At 71.3% G+C, this 17,526-nt stretch carries 12 protein-coding genes and 2 pseudogenes; all 14 read left to right on the top strand.

Annotated elements, in window-relative coordinates; translation table 11 throughout:
* Positions 1-35 precede the first annotated feature (35 nt).
* The 14 genes and pseudogenes from ACFVYS_RS24105 to ACFVYS_RS24040 all read left to right on the top strand — a co-directional run bounded on the left by ACFVYS_RS24105 (position 36) and on the right by ACFVYS_RS24040 (position 17,509).
* The gene (locus tag ACFVYS_RS24105; protein WP_389505046.1) at positions 36-1,250 is read left to right on the top strand and encodes an arginine deiminase; all 1,215 of its coding nucleotides are present in this window, start codon (positions 36-38) and stop codon (positions 1,248-1,250) included.
* Positions 1,251-1,284: 34 nt separating this feature from the next.
* Positions 1,285-1,617, top strand: a pseudogene (locus ACFVYS_RS24100) (ornithine carbamoyltransferase subunit F); the annotation flags it as partial.
* Positions 1,618-1,711: 94 nt separating this feature from the next.
* Positions 1,712-2,635: a carbamate kinase gene (locus ACFVYS_RS24095; protein ID WP_389505045.1), complete on the top strand. Its 924-nt coding sequence runs from the start codon at positions 1,712-1,714 to the stop codon at positions 2,633-2,635.
* A gap of 140 nt (positions 2,636-2,775) precedes the next feature.
* On the top strand, positions 2,776-5,034 hold the full coding sequence (gene pflB, locus ACFVYS_RS24090) for a formate C-acetyltransferase (protein WP_389505043.1): 2,259 nt from the start codon (positions 2,776-2,778) through the stop codon (positions 5,032-5,034).
* A gap of 5 nt (positions 5,035-5,039) precedes the next feature.
* Entirely contained in the window at positions 5,040-5,768 is a 729-nt protein-coding gene (pflA, locus tag ACFVYS_RS24085; RefSeq protein ID WP_389505073.1) for a pyruvate formate-lyase-activating protein, read from the top strand.
* Positions 5,769-6,064: 296 nt separating this feature from the next.
* Positions 6,065-6,976 (top strand): universal stress protein, encoded by a 912-nt coding sequence (locus ACFVYS_RS24080; RefSeq protein ID WP_389505041.1) that lies wholly within the window; start codon positions 6,065-6,067, stop codon positions 6,974-6,976.
* Between the two features lie 385 nt (positions 6,977-7,361).
* Positions 7,362-7,991 carry a hypothetical protein gene (locus ACFVYS_RS24075; RefSeq protein ID WP_389505039.1) on the top strand — a complete coding sequence of 210 codons (630 nt, stop codon included), beginning with the start codon at positions 7,362-7,364 and terminating at the stop codon, positions 7,989-7,991.
* A 158-nt stretch (positions 7,992-8,149) separates the two neighbouring features.
* Positions 8,150-9,055, top strand: coding sequence for a universal stress protein (locus ACFVYS_RS24070; RefSeq protein WP_327186450.1), 906 nt, complete (start codon positions 8,150-8,152; stop codon positions 9,053-9,055).
* A gap of 23 nt (positions 9,056-9,078) precedes the next feature.
* Positions 9,079-10,101: a zinc-dependent alcohol dehydrogenase gene (locus ACFVYS_RS24065; protein ID WP_389505037.1), complete on the top strand. Its 1,023-nt coding sequence runs from the start codon at positions 9,079-9,081 to the stop codon at positions 10,099-10,101.
* On the top strand, positions 10,098-10,979 hold the full coding sequence (locus ACFVYS_RS24060) for a universal stress protein (protein WP_389505035.1): 882 nt from the start codon (positions 10,098-10,100) through the stop codon (positions 10,977-10,979). Before ACFVYS_RS24065 ends, ACFVYS_RS24060 begins: the two co-directional genes overlap by 4 nt.
* A 44-nt stretch (positions 10,980-11,023) precedes the next feature.
* Positions 11,024-13,408 (top strand): phosphoketolase, encoded by a 2,385-nt coding sequence (locus ACFVYS_RS24055; protein ID WP_389505033.1) that lies wholly within the window; start codon positions 11,024-11,026, stop codon positions 13,406-13,408.
* 143 nt (positions 13,409-13,551) lie between these two features.
* Positions 13,552-16,250 (top strand): annotated as a pseudogene (locus ACFVYS_RS24050) (GNAT family N-acetyltransferase).
* Between the two features lie 13 nt (positions 16,251-16,263).
* Positions 16,264-16,995: a CBS domain-containing protein gene (locus ACFVYS_RS24045; RefSeq protein ID WP_389505031.1), complete on the top strand. Its 732-nt coding sequence runs from the start codon at positions 16,264-16,266 to the stop codon at positions 16,993-16,995.
* A 16-nt stretch (positions 16,996-17,011) separates the two neighbouring features.
* The gene (locus ACFVYS_RS24040) at positions 17,012-17,509 is read left to right on the top strand and encodes a flavodoxin domain-containing protein (protein ID WP_389505029.1); all 498 of its coding nucleotides are present in this window, start codon (positions 17,012-17,014) and stop codon (positions 17,507-17,509) included.
* Positions 17,510-17,526: the final 17 nt, after the last annotated feature.

Here is a 17,526-nt window from a genome sequence, read left to right as displayed (position 1 = left end):
TGACCACCCCACCTCCCGACAGAGGAACCCACGCCATGAACACGTTCCACGTCGACTCCGAGGCCGGCCCGCTGCGCCAGGTGATCCTGCACCGCCCCGGCATCGAACTCTCCCGACTGACCCCGCGCAATGTCGACGCTCTCCTCTTCGACGACATCCTGTGGGCCAAGCGAGCCCGCGAGGAGCACGACGCCTTCGCCCAGGTGCTGCGCGACCACGGAACGAAGGTCCACTACTTCGCTGACCTGCTCGCCCGGACCCTCGACCTTCCCGAGGCCCGCGACTGGCTGCTCGACCGAGTGATCACCCCCGCCACCGTCGGACCGGCCCTGATCGACCCGGTCCGCGAGTTGTGCGCCGAACTCGACGGCGACACGTTCGCCGGACACCTCATCGGTGGGCTGCTCAAGAGCGATCTGCCGCTGGCCAGCCCGCACAGCCTGGTCTGGAACGCGCTCGACGCCGAGGACTTCGCGCTCGCCCCGCTGCCCAACCACCTCTTCCCGCGCGACAACTCCTGCTGGGTCTACGACCGGCTCTCGGTCAACCCCATGGCCAAGCCCGCCCGCCGTCGCGAGAGCCTGCACGCCGAAACCATCTACCGGTTCCACCCGATGTTCGCCGACGCAGCGCCCGTACCGCTTCTCGACGGCCCCGTGGGCACGTTGGAGGGCGGTGACGTCCACGTCCTCGGGGGCGGGGCGGTCATGGTCGGCATGGGAGAGCGGACCACCGCCCAGGCCGTGGAGAACCTCGCCGCCCGGCTTTTCGCCGACGGCACGGCAAACCGGCTGGTCGCCGTCCAACTCCCCGTCACACGGGCGTACATGCACCTCGACACCGTGCTGACGATGGTCGACCGCGACACCTTCGTCGTCTATCCGGGCCTCGCCGACTCGCTGCGCTCCTGGACGCTCACCCCGAGCGACACTCGGGAGTGCGGCTTCGAGGTCGCGCCGAACTCGGACCTCGCCACCGCACTCGCCGAGGCACTCGACCTCGACAAGGTCCGGATGTTCTCCGCCCCGCAGGACATCCGCAACGCCGAGCGCGAGCAGTGGGACGACGGCAGCAACTTCCTCGCCCTCGCTCCCGGCGTGATCGTCGGCTACGAGCGCAACGTCACCACCAACACCTATCTGCGCAAGCAGGGCATCGAGATCGTCACGATCGCCGGCGCCGAACTCGGCCGCGGACGCGGTGGCCCGCGCTGCATGAGCTGCCCCATCGAGCGCGACCCGGTCGCCTGACCCGCGACCGACCGTCCCAGGGAGGGATTCCACCATGACCGTCGACCTCCGAGGCCGCTCCTGTCTGAGCGAACTCGACTTCACCGCCCGCGAGATCCACCATCTCCTCGACCTCGCAGCCGACCTCAAGGCGGCCAAGCGTGCCGGTACCGAGCAGCCCCGGCTCACCGGCAGGCACCTTGCGCTGATCTTCGAGAAGACCTCCTCCCGCACCCGCTGTGCCTTCGAGGTCGCCGCCGCTGATCAGGGCGTCGCCACCACCTACCTGGGCCCCGGCGACACCCATGTCGGCGTCAAGGAGTCCATCGCCGACACCGCCCGTGTGTTCGGTCGTATGTTCGATGCCATCGGGTACCGGGGCTCGGCCATCTCCTCGCCCGCGTCGATCGTCTTCGACCAGGCCGAGAACCGGCTGCACACCATCAAGGCCGTGCTTGTGGCCACCCTGGAGGGCTGAAGCCATGCGCATCGTCGTCGCCCTCGGCGGCAACGCCCTGCTCCACCGCGGCGAGCGCCCCGACGCCGCCGTCCAGCAGGAGAACATCGACCGGGTGGCCACCGCCCTGGCGGCTCTGGCGCACGAGCACGAGGTCGTCCTCACTCACGGCAACGGCCCCCAGATCGGCCTGCTCGCCATGGAAAGCGCGTCCGACCCCGCCCTCAGCGCCCCCTATCCGCTGCACCTGCTCGGCGCCCAGACCCAGGGGATGATCGGTTCCCTGCTGGCCTGCACCCTGCATGACGCCCTGCCCGGCCGCCGGATCGCCACGCTCGTCACCCACACCCTCGTACGGGCCGACGATCCAGCCTTCGCACGACCCACGAAATTCGTGGGACAGACCTACTCCCGGGAGTCGGCTCGGTCCCTGGCGCGCAGGCGGGGCTGGCACATCGCCCGGGACACCGGCGGCTGGCGCCGCGTGGTGCCCTCCCCGGTACCGGAACGGATCCTGGAGACCGACACGGTCCACGAACTGCTGAACGGCGGCGCTCTGGTGATCTGCGCCGGCGGGGGAGGCGTGCCCGTCACCGCCGACAAGGTCACCGGGGCGCTGACCGGGGTCGAGGCCGTCATAGACAAGGACCTCACGGCCGCGCTGCTCGCCGAGGACCTCAAGGCCGACTTCCTGCTCGTCCTCACCGACGTCCCCTGCCTATACGAGGACTACGGCACCCCGAACCAGCAGCCCGTGCTCGACGCGACCCCCGCCGAGCTGCGGCGAAGGGGCTTCCCCGACGGCTCGATGGGCCCCAAGGCCGAGGCGTGCGCCCGATTCGTGGAACGCACGGGGGGTCTGGCCGCGATCGGCGCCCTCGATGCGGCGTACGAGATCGTCCACGGCCAATCGGGCACGCTCGTCCGCCCCGAGATGGCAGCGGGCTGAGGCGAAGGGCCGATCGGCCCGGGTGGGAGGGACCGGTGGCCGCCCGCAGGTGTGCCGACGGACCCTCCCGGCGGCCGGGGCCGACGAGAAGGATCGGCAGTACAGAAGGAGCAACCGTGCGGACCGAGGAGAGACCGGCGATGACGGTAACGGTGACGGCTGTACCCCGGACGCCGCAGGCGTGGCGGGGCTTCGCCGGCGCAGGCTGGCGGGAGCGGATCGACGTCCGCGACTTCATCCAGGCGAACTACACGCCGTACGAGGGGGACGCGGTCTTCCTGGCCGGGCCCACCGAGCGCACGCGCGCGGTGTGGGAGAAGGTGAGCTCCCTGTTTCCCGAGGAGCGACGCCGGGGCATCCTCGATGTCGACCCGGGCAATCCGTCCACGATCACCTCGCACCGGCCGGGCTTCATCGACCGCGACCGCGAACTGATCGTCGGCCTCCAGACCGATGCCCCGCTGCGGCGGGCCATCATGCCCAACGGCGGCCTGAGGATGGTCGAGAACGGGCTGAAGGCGTACGGCTACCAGGCAGATCCCTTTGTCACCCGCGTCTTCGGCACCTACCGCAAGACCCACAACGACGGTGTCTTCGACGCCTACACCCCCGAAATGCGCACCGCCCGCAAGGTGGGCATCATCACCGGGCTGCCGGACGCCTACGGTCGCGGCCGGATCATCGGCGACTACCGGCGGGTCGCGCTGTACGGCACCGACCGGCTGATCGAGGCCAAGCAGGCCGAAAAGGCCCTGCTGGACACGCAGCCCTCCACCTCGGACGTCATCCGTGATCGCGAGGAACTCACCGAGCAGATGAGGGCGTTGAGGGAACTGGCTGAGATGGCGGCCACCTACGGCTGTGACGTCTCCCGCCCCGCCGCCACCGCCCACGAGGCCGTGCAATGGCTCTACTTCGGCTTCCTGGCCGCGGTGAAGGAGCAGAACGGCGCCGCGATGTCGCTGGGCCGCACCTCCACCTTCCTGGACGTCTACCTCCAGCGGGACCTGGACGCGGGGCTCGTCGACGAGACCCGCGCGCAGGAACTGATCGACGACTTCGTGATCAAGCTGCGGATCGTGCGGTTCCTGCGCACCCCCGAGTATGACGCCCTGTTCTCCGGCGACCCCACCTGGGTGACGGAGTCCATCGGCGGCATCGGCGACGACGGCCGCACCCTGGTCACCCGCACCTCCTTCCGCTTCCTCCAGACCCTGTACAACCTCGGACCTGCCCCCGAGCCCAACCTGACCGTGCTGTGGTCGCCGCGACTGCCCGACGGCTTCAAGAAGTTCTGCGCCCAGGTCTCCATCGGCACCAGCGCCATCCAGTACGAGTCCGACGACCTCATGCGTCCGCGGACCGGCGACGACACCGCGATCGCCTGCTGCGTCTCCGCGATGGCTGTCGGCAAGCAGATGCAGTTCTTCGGGGCGCGGGTCAACCTGGCCAAGGCACTGCTGTACGCCGTCAACGGCGGCCGGGACGAGATGACCGGCGAACAGGTCGCCCCCGAGGCAACTGCGCTGACGGGTGAGTACCTGGACTTCGCCGAGCTGTCGGCGGCGTACGACCGCGTCCTGGACTGGCTGGCGGAGACATACGTCAACACCCTCAACGTCATCCACTTCATGCACGACAAGTACGCCTACGAGCGCATCGAGATGGCCCTGCACGATCATCCGGTGCACCGGTTCATGGCCTGCGGGATCGCCGGACTCTCGGTCACCGCCGACAGCCTGTCCGCCGTCAAACACGCGCGGGTGAAGGTGTTCCGCGACGCCACCGGTCTCGCCGTCGATTTCCGCACCGAGGGGGAGTTCCCGGCCTACGGCAACAACGACGACCGCGCCGACAGCATCGCCGTCGGCCTCGTGGAGTCCTTCATGGCCAAGGTCCGCAAGCACCCCACCTACCGGGACGCCGAACACACCCAGTCGGTACTGACCATCACCTCGAACGTCGTCTACGGCAAGCACACCGGCAACACCCCCGACGGCCGGAGGGCCGGCGCGCCCTTCGCGCCCGGCGCCAACCCGATGAACGGGCGCGACCGCCACGGCGTGGCCGCCTCCGCCCTCTCCGTCGCCAAGCTGCCGTACGAACAGGCGCGGGACGGGATCTCGCTGACCACGACGATCACTCCGGAAGGCCTGGGTCACGACCCGGACGAGCGCGCGGATCACCTGGCCGGGATCCTGGACGCGTACATGTCCTCTGGCGGCTTCCACATGAACGTCAACGTCCTGGACCGGGCGACCCTGGAGGACGCAATGGAGCACCCGGAGAAGTATCCGGAGCTGACGGTCCGGGTCTCCGGATACGCCGTCAACTTCGTCCGGCTGACCCGTGAACAGCAGCTCGACGTGATCAGCCGCACCTTCCACGGTTCGCTGTGAGCACGATGATCAAGGGCCGGATCCACTCCTGGGACCTCTCCACCGGCGTGGACGGTCCCGGGACCCGGTTCGTGCTCTTCGTCAGCGGCTGCTCGTTGCGCTGCCTGTACTGCGCCAACCCCGACACCTGGCACATGCGCGACGGCCGGGAGACCACGGTGGAGGAGGTGATGGCCGAGATCGAGAAGTACCGGGCCTTCGTCACGACGGCAGGCGGCGGAGTCACTCTCACCGGTGGCGAGCCCCTTCTCCAGTCCGCCTTCACCGCTGCCGTGCTCCATCGCTGCAAGGAACTCGGGCTGCACACCGCCCTCGACACCTCCGGCTTTCTCGGCGTCCGTGCCGACGACACGCTCCTCGCCGACACCGACCTGGTGCTCCTGGACATCAAGTCCTTCGACATCGGCACGTATCGCAAGCTGACCGGCGGTGAGCTGGCCCCCACCCTCAACTTCGCCACCCGCCTGGACCGGCTCGGCGTCCCCGTGTGGATCCGTTACGTCCTGGTCCCCGGGTGGACCGACGACGAGACCGCCGTCGACGGCCTGGGCGCGTTCCTGGCCGGGCTGGGCAACGTCGACCGGGTCGACGTCCTGCCCTTCCACAATCTCGGCAGCCACAAGTACGAGGCCCTCGGGATCCCCTTCCCGCTCAAGGACACCCCGACGCCCGACCGGGACCTCGTCCAGCGGGTCCGTGAACAGTTCCGCGAGCACGGGGTGCGGGCGGTGTGAGCCGGCACCCGCCTCTCCGCGTGACCCCGCCGTCACCTGTGGACCGCACCGGGACCGGCCGGGTGGCCGAGGCGTACCCGTCCGCCGCCCGACACCGGGTCATTGACGGGGCATGAGCCTGGGCACGGTGGAGGATCCGACAGCCTTCGCCCTCAGACGGCATCCCCCAAGGAGGTCCGGCGGGGAGCCCGCCCCTCTCGTGGGCCGGTTGGCCCTCAGGAGGGACCCTCCGGCCTCTTCTTCCTCGGATCACGGGGCTCGGAGACTTACGGTGCATCCCCCAAGGAGGTCCGCACATGCCCACCATCACCGTCGGTCTCGACGGCTCGCCCGCAAGTCTCGCCGCCGCAGACTGGGCGGCTCGGGAAGCGGCACAACGAGAGGCGCTCCTGCACCTCGTTCATGCCGAGGACCCGCCCCCTCCCTACGCGCCGTTCGGTGGCGTTCCGTCGCTCGGCGCGATCGACGGGCAGCACGAGTGGGCCGCGGATCTGCTGCGCAAGGCCGAGTCCCGGCTCGCGCGGCGCCACCCCGGTCTGCTGATCACCAGCCGGCTCACCGGAGACCAGGCCGTCCCCGCACTGCTGGCCGCCGCCGAGGACAGCGATCTGCTGGTCCTGGGGTCCCGGGGCCTGGGTACCGTCGCCGGGTTCCTGGTCGGCTCCGTGGCACAGGCCGTCGTGGCGCGTACCGTACGACCCGTCGTCCTCGTTCGGGCCACCGAGCACGCAGCGGACGAGCACCTGCCGGACGCCGCGGGCGCCGGGGCGACCACCACTCCGTACCGTGACGTGGTGCTGGGTCTGGACCTGGAGCAGCCGAGCGATGCCGTCGTCGAGTTCGCCTTCAGGGCCGCTCAGCGGCGCGCGGCCGGCCTGCGCGTGGTCCATGGCTGGAACCCGGCTGCCGTCTATGGCTACGCCGCCGCCGTGGACGCGGGACTCAACGAAGAGCTGGCCGAGGAGACGCGGAACGGGCTGAGCGACGTCCTGCGACCGTGGAAGGACAGGTTCCCCGGGGTCAAAGTGCATGAGCAGGCCGTGATCGGTGGCGCCGGCCGTCATCTCGTGCACGCTTCGCGGGACGCGGCGCTCGTCGTCGTCGGCCGCAAGAACCGCCGCGCGGCGGTCGGCGGCCACGTCGGCCCGGTGACACACGCCGTGCTGCAACACGCCTCCGCACCGGTCGCGGTGGTGCCGCACGACTGACCGCGGGGCCGGGTGTCCACCGCTCGCCGCACCACCTCCGGTACCCGTCCACGGCAGTGGGCGGGGTAGGGAAGATCAGTCCCCGCCCGCTGACTCCGTCAGGCCGTAGGCGGCCAAGTCGTCCCGCAGGCGCTGCTTCACACGGGTGAGGGCGAACACGACTTCGTGCCGGGCGAGTTCGCGGCACGGTTCGGCGAGGAGAGGTGCCCGAGGTCCCGGCGCACTTCGCGTGTCGGGCGTGTCGTGTCGATGCCCAACAGCCCCTCAAGACAGGGCCGTTCAGCTCCATGGTCGCGGACCTTCGGCATCCGGCGCTGTCCGGTGCACAGGACCAGAGTGAGTCACGTCAGGCAGCGTCCCGACCGCCTTCGAAGGGAAACCCACCATGTCCGTGCACGAGCACCCGCACCGGAGCACCGGCTTCCACCTGCCGTCACTGCGCGGGAACCGGGCCGCCACCGCATCCGAGTCGGCTGTGTCGCCAGACACCGGCACGCACACCGTGCGGGCCTATGCCCTCGCCTCCCTGCGCCTGCTCACCGGGTTCGTCTTCCTGTGGGCCTTCCTCGACAAGACCTTCGGCCTCGGCTACGCGACCCCGTCCGGCAAGGGCTGGATCGACGGCGGATCGCCGACGAAGGGCTTTCTCGGCTCCGTCGCCGTCGGGCCGATGGAGTCCACCTTCCACGCCTGGGCCGGCGACCCGTGGGCGAACTGGCTGTTCATGCTCGGTCTGCTCGGGATCGGCCTCGCCCTTGTCCTCGGGGTCGCGCTGCGGTTCGCCGCCGCCGCGGGGACCGCGATGATGACTCTGATGTGGATCGCCGAGTGGCCGCCCGCGCGGCACATCTCGGACGGCTCGCTGAGCATGTCGACGAACCCGTTCGCCGACTATCACGTCGTCTACGCCGTCGCCCTGATCGTCCTGGCCGCCACCGCGGCCGGCGACACCCTCGGCGCGGGTCGGCTCTGGGCCCGGCTGCCGAGCGTGCGTGACCACGGCTGGCTGCGCTGAACGCAGGCGGCGCGGTGGGCCCGTCACCCGGCCCCGGCCCGCCGCGCCGAGCCCTGCCTAGGGCCGTCCGGTCCCGATCCGGGACCAGTGGCCCCTGCACAACGAACCCCCCGAACACGACGCTGGAATCGGATCCCTCGCCTCAGGAGGTGGAGATCATGCTCCGCACCATCACCGTAGGTCTCGACGGCTCGCAGGAGAGCCGGGCAGCCGCCGAATGGGCGGCTCGCGAAGCAAAGCTGCGCGACCTGCCCCTGAAGATCGTCCACGTCTGGGAGCCGGTGCCGGAGCCCATGGCCGAGGCCCCGCTCCTCGGGGCGGAGACCCAGCAGCACTGGACCGAGCGGATTCCCCGCGAGGCCGCCGAGGGCATCGGTCTGCGGCACCCGGGCGTCGAGGTGATCAGGGAGCAGCTCTCCGGACACCCGGGCCATGCGCTGGCCGAGGTGGCGAAGAGTGCCGAACTGCTTGTCCTGGGCTCTCGTGGTTTCGGCGGGATCGGCGGGTTCATGGTCGGCTCGGTCGGCTTGTCCGTCGTCGCCCACACGGACCGCCCCGTGGTGCTGGTACGGGCGCTGGAGCAGGCCGCCGACGAGCACGAGCCGGACCCGGCAGGCGTTCCCTCCGCCGCGACCCCGTTCCGGCCGGTGGTGCTCGGACTCGACGTCGAGCACCCGGACGAGACGCTGATCGAGTTCGCCTTCGACGCCGCCAGGCGCCGCGCGACGTCCCTGAGGGTCGTCCACGGCTGGAACCCGCCGCCCTACTACGCGTACGGCACACCAGCCAACCCCGCACTGCACGAGGCACTGGCCCTGAGTGATGCCGAGGCGCTGGCCGAGGCCGTGGCCCCCTGGCGGAAGAAGTTCCCGGACGTGGAGGTCGTCGAGCAGTCCCGCTACGGCAGCCCCGCGATCCACGTCGTGGAGGCCTCCCGTCACGCATCCCTGGTCGTCGTGGGCCGGCGCATCCGCCGCAGCTCCTTCGGCGCCCACGTCGGGCACGTCACCCACGCGGTCCTGCACCACTCCACCGCCCCCGTCGCCGTCGTCCCGCACAGCTGATTCACCCTGAGGAGAAGAGACCCATGAAGGCAGCGGTCGTACGCGCGTTCGGCGAGCCACTGGTCATCGAGGAGCGCCCCGACCCGGAGCCCGGCCCCGGCCAGGTCCGCGTCCGGGTGGAGGCGTCCGGGCTGTGCCACACCGACATCCACGCGGCCCACGGCGACTGGCCGGTCAAGCCGAACCCGCCGTTCGTTCCCGGGCACGAGGGTGTCGGCCTGGTGGAGGCGCTCGGCGAAGGCGTCACCCATCTCGCCGTCGGGCAGCGCGTCGCCGTGCCCTGGCTCGGCAGGGCCTGCGGGCGGTGCGAGCACTGCCTGTCCGGCTGGGAGACCCTGTGCGAGCAGCAGATCAACACCGGCTACGGCTGCGACGGCGGCTACGCCGAGAAGATGCTCGCCTGGGCCGACTTCGCCCAGCCCGTACCCGACGGTATCAGCGCCCTGGAAGCCGCCCCGCTGACCTGCGCGGGCGTGACGACGTACAAGGCGCTGAAGGTCGCCGACGTCAGGCCCGCCCAGCTCGTCGCGATCTCCGGGATCGGCGGGCTCGGCCACCTGGCCGTGCAGTACGCGAAGATCGCCGGTGCCACGGTCGCCGCGATCGACGTCACCGACGAGAAACTCCGGCTGGCCGCGGAACTCGGCGCGGACATCGTCATCGACGCCCGCAAGGAGAACGTCGGCGAGGTGCTCAAGCGGCACGGCGGCGCCCACACCGCCATCGCGCTCGCGGTGAACGAAGCGGCCTTCGAAGCCGTCAACTCCGGGCTGCGGCGCGGCGGCAAGCTCGTCATGGTGGCCCTGCCCGCGCACGGCACGGTCCGCGTGCCCATCTTCGACACCGTTCTCAACGGCACCTCGGTGATCGGCTCGATCGTCGGCACCCGGCAGGACCTCGCCGAGGTCTTCCAACTGCACGCGGCCGGCCGCACGAAGGTCATCTACGAGACCCGACCTCTGGCCTCGGTGAACGAGTCCATCGACGAGGTACTGCGCGGCCAGGTCAAGGCGCGCATCGTCTTCGACCTCGGAGCGCAGGGGTGAACACGGTGGGACTGCCCCTGGTCGTCGGTGTGGACGGCTCCGAGCCGAGCCTGCGCGCCGTCGACTGGGCGGCCGACGAGGCAGCTCTGCGCGCAGTGGCGCTGAAGGTGGTGTACGCCTCCCTCTGGGAGCGTTATGAGGGCAGCGCACTCGCTTCGGACGTCGGCAAGCCGTCGGAGGAGGTGAGGGCGGACGACATCGTGGGGGCCGCCGCGCGGCGTGCCCTCCGCCGTCGACCGGACCTGAAGGTCTCAGCGGACGTGCTGCCCGAGGAGCCGGAATACGCGCTGGTGCGGGAAGGGCGCACCGCCTCCGCGCTGGTGCTCGGCACCCGGGGCCGCAGCGGCCTCGTCGAGATGCTGCTCGGGTCCGTCAGCCTCACCGTGGCCGCACACGCGGACTGCCCGGTGATCGTGCTGCGCGGCAGCCACGACAACCGGGTGGGGGCGGAGTCGCGAGGGCGCGTGGTGCTCGGCGTGGGGGAGACGGGGAAGGACTCCGCAGCGACGGGCTTCGCCTTTCAGGAGGCGAGGCTGCGCGCCGCACCCCTGGACGCCGTGCGCGCGTGGCGGTGCCCCGCACACGAGAGCGTGGACCATCCTCTCCTCGCCGGCGAGCCGGCGCGACTGCACGAGGAACACGCCGCCGAAGCTCTGGAAGAGGCCCTGAAGGACGCCCCGACGGACGTCGAACTGCACCGACGCACCGTCGAGGGACCCGCCCGCAGAGTCCTGCTCGACGCCTCGCGCGACGCCGGCCTGCTGGTGGTCGGTGCCCGGCGCAACCCCGGGCACCTCGGGCTCCAGCTCGGGCGTGTCGCCCACGGAGTCCTGCACCACGCCGCCTGCCCTGTCGCGATCGTGCCCGAGCAGGCGTGAGCGCCCAGCGACCCGACCGACCACTCGACGCCTTCGGAGTCACCATGTCCACCGTCCGGCACCAGGACGCCACCGCACCCACCGACGAAGAGCTGCGCACTCTGGACGCACACTGGCGCGCCGCCAACTACCTGGCCGCCGGACAGATCTACCTGATGGCGAACCCGCTGCTGCGGGAGCCGCTGCGACCCGAGCACATCAAGCCGCGGCTGCTCGGGCACTGGGGCACCTCGCCCGGTCTCAACCTCGTCCACACACACCTCAACCGGGTGATCAAGGCCCGAGGGCTCGACGCGCTGTGCGTATGGGGTCCGGGCCACGGCGGTCCCTCGATCCTCGCCAACTCCTGGCTGGAGGGCAGCTACACCGAGACCTACCCGGACGTGACGCGCGACGAGGACGGCATGGCCCGGCTGTTCCGCCAGTTCTCGTTCCCTGGTGGCGTGCCCAGCCATGTCGCCCCGGAGACCCCCGGTTCGATCCACGAGGGCGGCGAGCTCGGCTACTCGCTGGCCCACGCCTACGGCGCAGCCTTCGACAACCCGGACCTCCTCGTCGCCTGCGTGATCGGCGACGGCGAGGCGGAGACCGGGCCGCTGGCCGCCGCCTGGCACTCCAACAAGTTCCTCGACCCCGTCCACGACGGAGCGGTCCTGCCCATCCTGCACCTCAACGGCTACAAGATCGCCAACCCGACCGTGCTCTCCCGCATCCCGGAGGCCGAACTCGACGAGCTGCTGCGCGGCTACGGCCACGACCCGATCCACGTCACCGGCGACGACCCCGCCAAGGTCCACCGGGCCATGGCCGCGGCGATGGACGACGCACTCGACCGCATCGCCGTCATGCAGCGCACCGCCCGCGAGGACGGTGTCACCGAGCGCGTGCACTGGCCCATGATCGTGCTGCGCACCCCGAAGGGCTGGACGGGACCGGCCGTGGTGGACGGCGAACCCGTCGAGGGCACCTGGCGCGCCCACCAGGTGCCTCTGTCCGGGGTCCGTGAGAATCCGGAGCACCTGCGGCAGCTGGAGGCGTGGCTGCGCTCGTACCGGCCCCGGGAACTCTTCGGGCCCGACGGCCGTCCCACCGCCGACGTCCTCGCCTGTGTCCCGGACGGCGCCCAGCGGCTCGGCGCCACGCCGCACGCCAACGGCGGCCTGCTCGTGCGCGACCTGCCCGTCCCCCCGCTCGACGACTTCGCCGTACCCGTCGACAAGCCGGGCACCACCCTGCACGAACCGACCCGCGTTCTCGGCGACCTCCTCGCCCGGGTGATGAAGGACACCGGTGAGCGACGGGACTTCCGTCTCGTCGGCCCGGACGAGACCGCGTCCAACCGGCTTCAGGCCGTCTTCGACGTCAGCGGAAAGGCGTGGCAGGCCGAACACCTGCCGGTCGACGAGCACCTCGAGCACCACGGCCGGGTGATGGAGATCCTCTCCGAACACACCTGCCAGGGCTGGCTGGAGGGCTATCTGCTGACCGGCCGGCACGGCCTGTTCTCCTGCTACGAGGCGTTCGTGCACATCGTCGACTCGATGGTCAACCAGCACATCAAGTGGCTCAAGACGTCGAGGGAGCTGCCCTGGCGCGCCCCGATCGCCTCCCTCAACTACCTGCTCACCTCGCACGTCTGGCGCCAGGACCACAACGGCTTCTCGCACCAGGACCCCGGCTTCGTCGACCACGTCCTCAACAAGAGCCCCGAGGTCGTCCGCGTCTACCTCCCGCCGGACGCCAACACGCTCCTGTCGGTCGCGGACCACGCCCTGCGCAGCCGCGACTACGTCAACGTCATCGTGGCGGGCAAGCAGCCCTGCTTCGACTGGCTCTCCATGGACGCCGCCCGGGCCCACTGCGCCCGCGGGGCCGGCATCTGGGAGTGGGCCGGCACCGACAACGGCGCCCGCGAACCCGACGTGGTCCTCGCCTGTGCGGGCGACGTGCCCACCCTGGAGGTGCTGGCCGCCGCGCAGCTGCTCCGCCGGCATCTGCCCGACCTGGCCGTGCGCGTGGTCAACGTCGTCGACATGACCCGGCTCCTCCCGCGCGAGGAACACCCGCACGGGATGAGCGACTTCGAGTACGACGGACTGTTCACCACCGACAAGCCGGTGATCTTCGCCTACCACGGGTACCCGTGGCTGATCCACCGCCTCGCCTACCGCCGCACCGGGCACAGGAACCTTCACGTGCGCGGCTACAAGGAGTCCGGCACGACGACGACGCCGTTCGACATGGTCGTCCGCAACGACCTCGACCGCTACCGCCTCGTCATGGACGTCATCGACCGCGTCCCCGGCCTCGCCGTGCGGGCCGCCGCGGTACGCCAGCGGATGGCCGACGCCCGCACCCGTCACCAGGCCTGGATCCGGGAGCACGGCACCGACCTGCCCGAGGTCGCCGACTGGACCTGGACGGCCTGACGGGCCTGACGACGCCGACCGCCCCGGGACCATCAGCGGAACGGGGGGCCGATCGGCCCCCCGTTCCGCCCCGGACAGCCCATGGGACCGCCCTCCGGTCTGCCGGACGATCGAAGTGTCGAGAGCCATGGAGGAGACCTGCGATGACGGACGACCTGATCGACCGGCCCACGGTCCACGCCCTGCTCGCCGACGGCACCACCGTGTGCATACGGCCCGTGCGGCCGAGTGACCACGGCCAGCTGCAAGGGTTCTACGAGGAGATGTCGGCGGACAACCTCCGCCTGCGGTTCTTCTCGGCGAGCCGACGGTCGGCCGCCATGGCCGCCGACCGGGCCTGCGCCCCGACCCGCCCGGGCTACCGGGCCCTGCTGGCCGAGGCGGACGGCCGGGTGATCGGCCTCGCCGAGTACGACACCGCCGGGGAGAAGGACGACGCGGAGGTCTCCATCGCCGTCGCCGACGGTCTGCACCACCGGGGCGTGGGCACCCTGCTCGTCGAGCACCTGGTCTCGGCGGCGCACGCCGAGGGCATCACCACCTACGTGGCCAGCCTCCTGCCGTTGCTGCGCCCGGACGCCGTCGCCGTCGTCGGTGCCGGACGCACGCCGGGATCGGTGGGCCTCGGCGGCGCGGCCCCTGGCCTCGACGGCCGACAGGTAGGTGTCGTCCTGGTCGAGGTGGACGGTGCAGCGCACCTCCGGTCCCTCGAAGCGGCGGGAGGTGCGCAGGCCGAGGTCGGCGAAGAGACGGAGCACCTCGTGGTTCTCGCTCAGCGCGTCGGCCGTGAAGGGTGAAGCTGCCCTGGTGCAGATGGTGGAGGATCGCCCCCGGCGGCTCTTCGCCGTGAACCCCCGCGTCACCTCGGTGCTCGGTGTGCCGTCCCACCCGTCCGTCGCGGCTCTGCCCAAGACCCCCGACCTCGTGATCGTGGCCGTGCCGGCCGGCGCGGTCCCGGCCGTCGCCGACGAGTGCGGCCGGGCCGGGGTGCGTGCGCTCATCGTCGTCACCGCCGGACTTGACCACACCCAGGCGCGGTCCCTGCTGGACGCCTGCCGCACCTACGGCATGCGGCTCGTCGGACCCAACTGCCTCGGCGTCGCCAACACGGACCCCGAGCTGAACCTCGACGCCACCTTCGCCGCCGAACACCCCCGACCCGGGACGGCCGGTGTCGCCGTGCAGTCCGGAGGCGTCGGCATCGCCCTGCTCGACGGGCTCTCCCGGCTGGGCATCGGAGTCTCGTCCTTCGTCTCGCTCGGCGACAAGTTAGACGTCAGCGGCAACGATCTGCTGCAGTGGTGGGAGAGCGACGGCCGCACCGACCTCGCCCTGCTGCACCTGGAGTCCTTCGGCAACCCGCGCGCCTTCTCCCGGACCGCCCGCCGCGTCACGCGTCGCATCCCGGTGCTCACCGTCGACACCGGACGCACGGACGCGGGGCGCCGCGCGGCCGCCTCGCACACCGCTGCCGCCGCCACCCGCACCATGACCCGCGGCGCGCTGTTCACCCAGGCGGGCATCACCGCGACCCGCTCGGTCGGCGAGCTCCTCGAAACCGCGGCCCTGCTGCACTCCCAGCCGCTGCCGGAAGGCACCCGCGTCGCGATCGTCACCAACGCGGGCGGCGCGGGAGTGCTGGCAGCCGACGCCTGCGTGGAGGCGGAGCTGGCCCTTCCCCCGTTCACCCCCGCCATGGTCGAGGAACTGCTCGGCGTGCTGCCGGACGGCGCCGCCATCGGCAACCCTGTCGACGCCACCGCCGCCGTGTCCGAGCAGCAGCTGACCGAATGCGTCGACCGTCTGACCCGGTGCGCCGGTATCGACGCCGTCGTCGTGGCCCTCGTCCCGACGGCGGTCGCGGTGGCCACCGGTGACGACCTGGTGCGGGCCGTCACCGCCGCTCCCGGCCGGCGGGCGATGCCCGTGCTCGCCGTACGCCTGGAGCAGGACCGGTCCACCAGGCTGCTGCCCGCCGCCGACGGCGGCACGATCCCCTCCTACGCCGAACCGCAGGCCGCGGCCCGTGCCCTCGCCCGCGCCGCCGACCGGGCCGCCTGGCTGGCCAGGCCCGCCGGTGTGGTCCCGGTCCTCGACGACGTCGAGACCGTGCGGGCCCGAACGGTCGTCGAGGAGTACCTCGCGCTGACACCCGACGGCGGCTGGCTCGATCCCCGCGCCTGCGCCGACCTGCTCGCCTGCTACTGCATTCCGCAGATCCCCTGGGCATGGGCCGAGACCGAGGACGAGGCCGTCCTGGCCGCCGAGCGGCTGCACGGACTCGACGGCCGGGTGGTCATGAAGGCCCAGTGGCCCGGACTCGTCCACAAGAGCGCACAGCACGCCGTCCACCTCGACCTGCGCGGCGACTCCCAGGTGCGAGCGGCCTTCCGTGACCTGGCGACCCGCTTCGACGGACTGATGACCGGAGTGGTCCTACAGCCGCTCGCCGCGCGCGGCACAGAGCTGTTCGCGGGCGTCGTCCAGGACGAGGTCTTCGGCCCGCTCGTCCTGTTCGGGCTAGGCGGTACCGCGACGGAGGTGCTCGCCGATCACGCGGCCCGCCTCGCCCCGCTCACCGACCGCGACGTGCACGAACTGATCACCTCGCCACGCTGTGCCCCGCTGCTGCTGGGCGCGAACGGAAGCGCCCCCGTCGACCTGGAGGAGCTGGAACAGCTGCCCCAGCGGTTGTCACCGGATGGCTTCCGACCTTCCGCAGCTCGCCAAGGTCGACTTCAACCCGGTTCTGGCGGCGCCCGGCGGTGTCACCGTGCTCGACGCGCGGGTGCGCCTACTGCCGCGCCGCCCCCAGGACCCCTACCTGCGCCGACTGCGCTGAGGAGGAACCGGCCATGAGGCACGACAAGGTCGGCTCCGTGATGACCACGAATGTCGTCCGCGCCGAGTACGCCACACCGTTCAAGGAGGTGGCGCGCCGGCGCGCGGACCACCGAATCAGCGGACTGCCGGTGGTGGACGAACAGGACAAGGTCATCGGCGTCCTGTCCGAAACGGACCTGATGCTGCACCAGGCGGCCGCCCCCGACCCCTACGAGCCACAGCGCCGCACCGCGTTCCACGTGCTGATGCCCGGCGCCAGGCGGCTGGCCGCGAGGGCGAACGCCCGCACAGCCGGCCGGCTCATGACCGAACCGCCCGTCATCGTCCACGCCGACGACACCATCGCCGAGGCAGCCCGGACCATGACCCGGCGTCGGGTGGAGAGACTTCCCGTCGTGGAGGAGCAGGGGCGGCTCGTCGGCATCGTCACCCGGCGCGACCTGCTCCGGGGCTTCCAGCGGCCGGACGCAGAGATCCGGGACGAGGTGATCGAGGAGGTACTGATACGCGCGCTGTGGCTTCCGCCCAGAAGCGTCGACGTCACCGTCACCGCCGGCGTCGTCACTCTCACGGGACACATGGAACGCGAGACCGAGACGGAGATCGCCCTCGCCATGACCCGACGCACGGTCGGCGTCGTCGACGTGGTCGACCACCTCACCTACCGACTGGACGACGCGACCCTGCGCGCCGAGGCGCAGGCGCCGCACGGCGCGGCCGACGACCGGCCGGGCCGGCTGTGAGAGGAGGCGCACCGCCATGACCGACACCGTGCTGGTCACCTACGGATCCACGAACGGGTCGACAGCGCAGATCGCCGAAGCGGTCGCCGGGGTACTGCGCAAGGACGGGCTGACGGTCGACGCACTGCCGGCAGGCGCCGTGACGAGCGTGGCGTCGTACGACGCCGTGGTGGTCGGCGGCGGGCTGTACGCCGGGCGCTGGCAGAAGGACGCGCGCCGCTTCGTCCGCCGCCACCGCCATCTCCTCGCGGAGCGACCGGTCTGGTTCTTCAGCAGTGGCCCGCTGGACGCATCGGCATCGGAACGGGACATCCCGCCCGTGCGCGGTGTGAGGCGGGCGATGACACGCCTTTCCGTCCAGGAGCACGTCACCTTCGGTGGCTGCCTCGAGGAGGGCGCGAAGGGGCGTGTGGCAGGGATGATCCTCCGCTCCGGCAAGGGCGGCGACTTCCGGAACTTCGACGCGATCGAGACATGGGCAGCGGGCGTGGCCCGCGAGCTGACGCGGGCGTAGGAGCGTGATGCAAGTCG

The sequence above is a fragment of the Streptomyces sp. NPDC058295 genome (genome assembly GCF_042880655.1).
GTDB classification, from domain to species: Bacteria; Actinomycetota; Actinomycetes; order Streptomycetales; family Streptomycetaceae; genus Streptomyces; species Streptomyces coriariae.
This window is presented reverse-complemented; position numbering and strand designations above follow the sequence as displayed.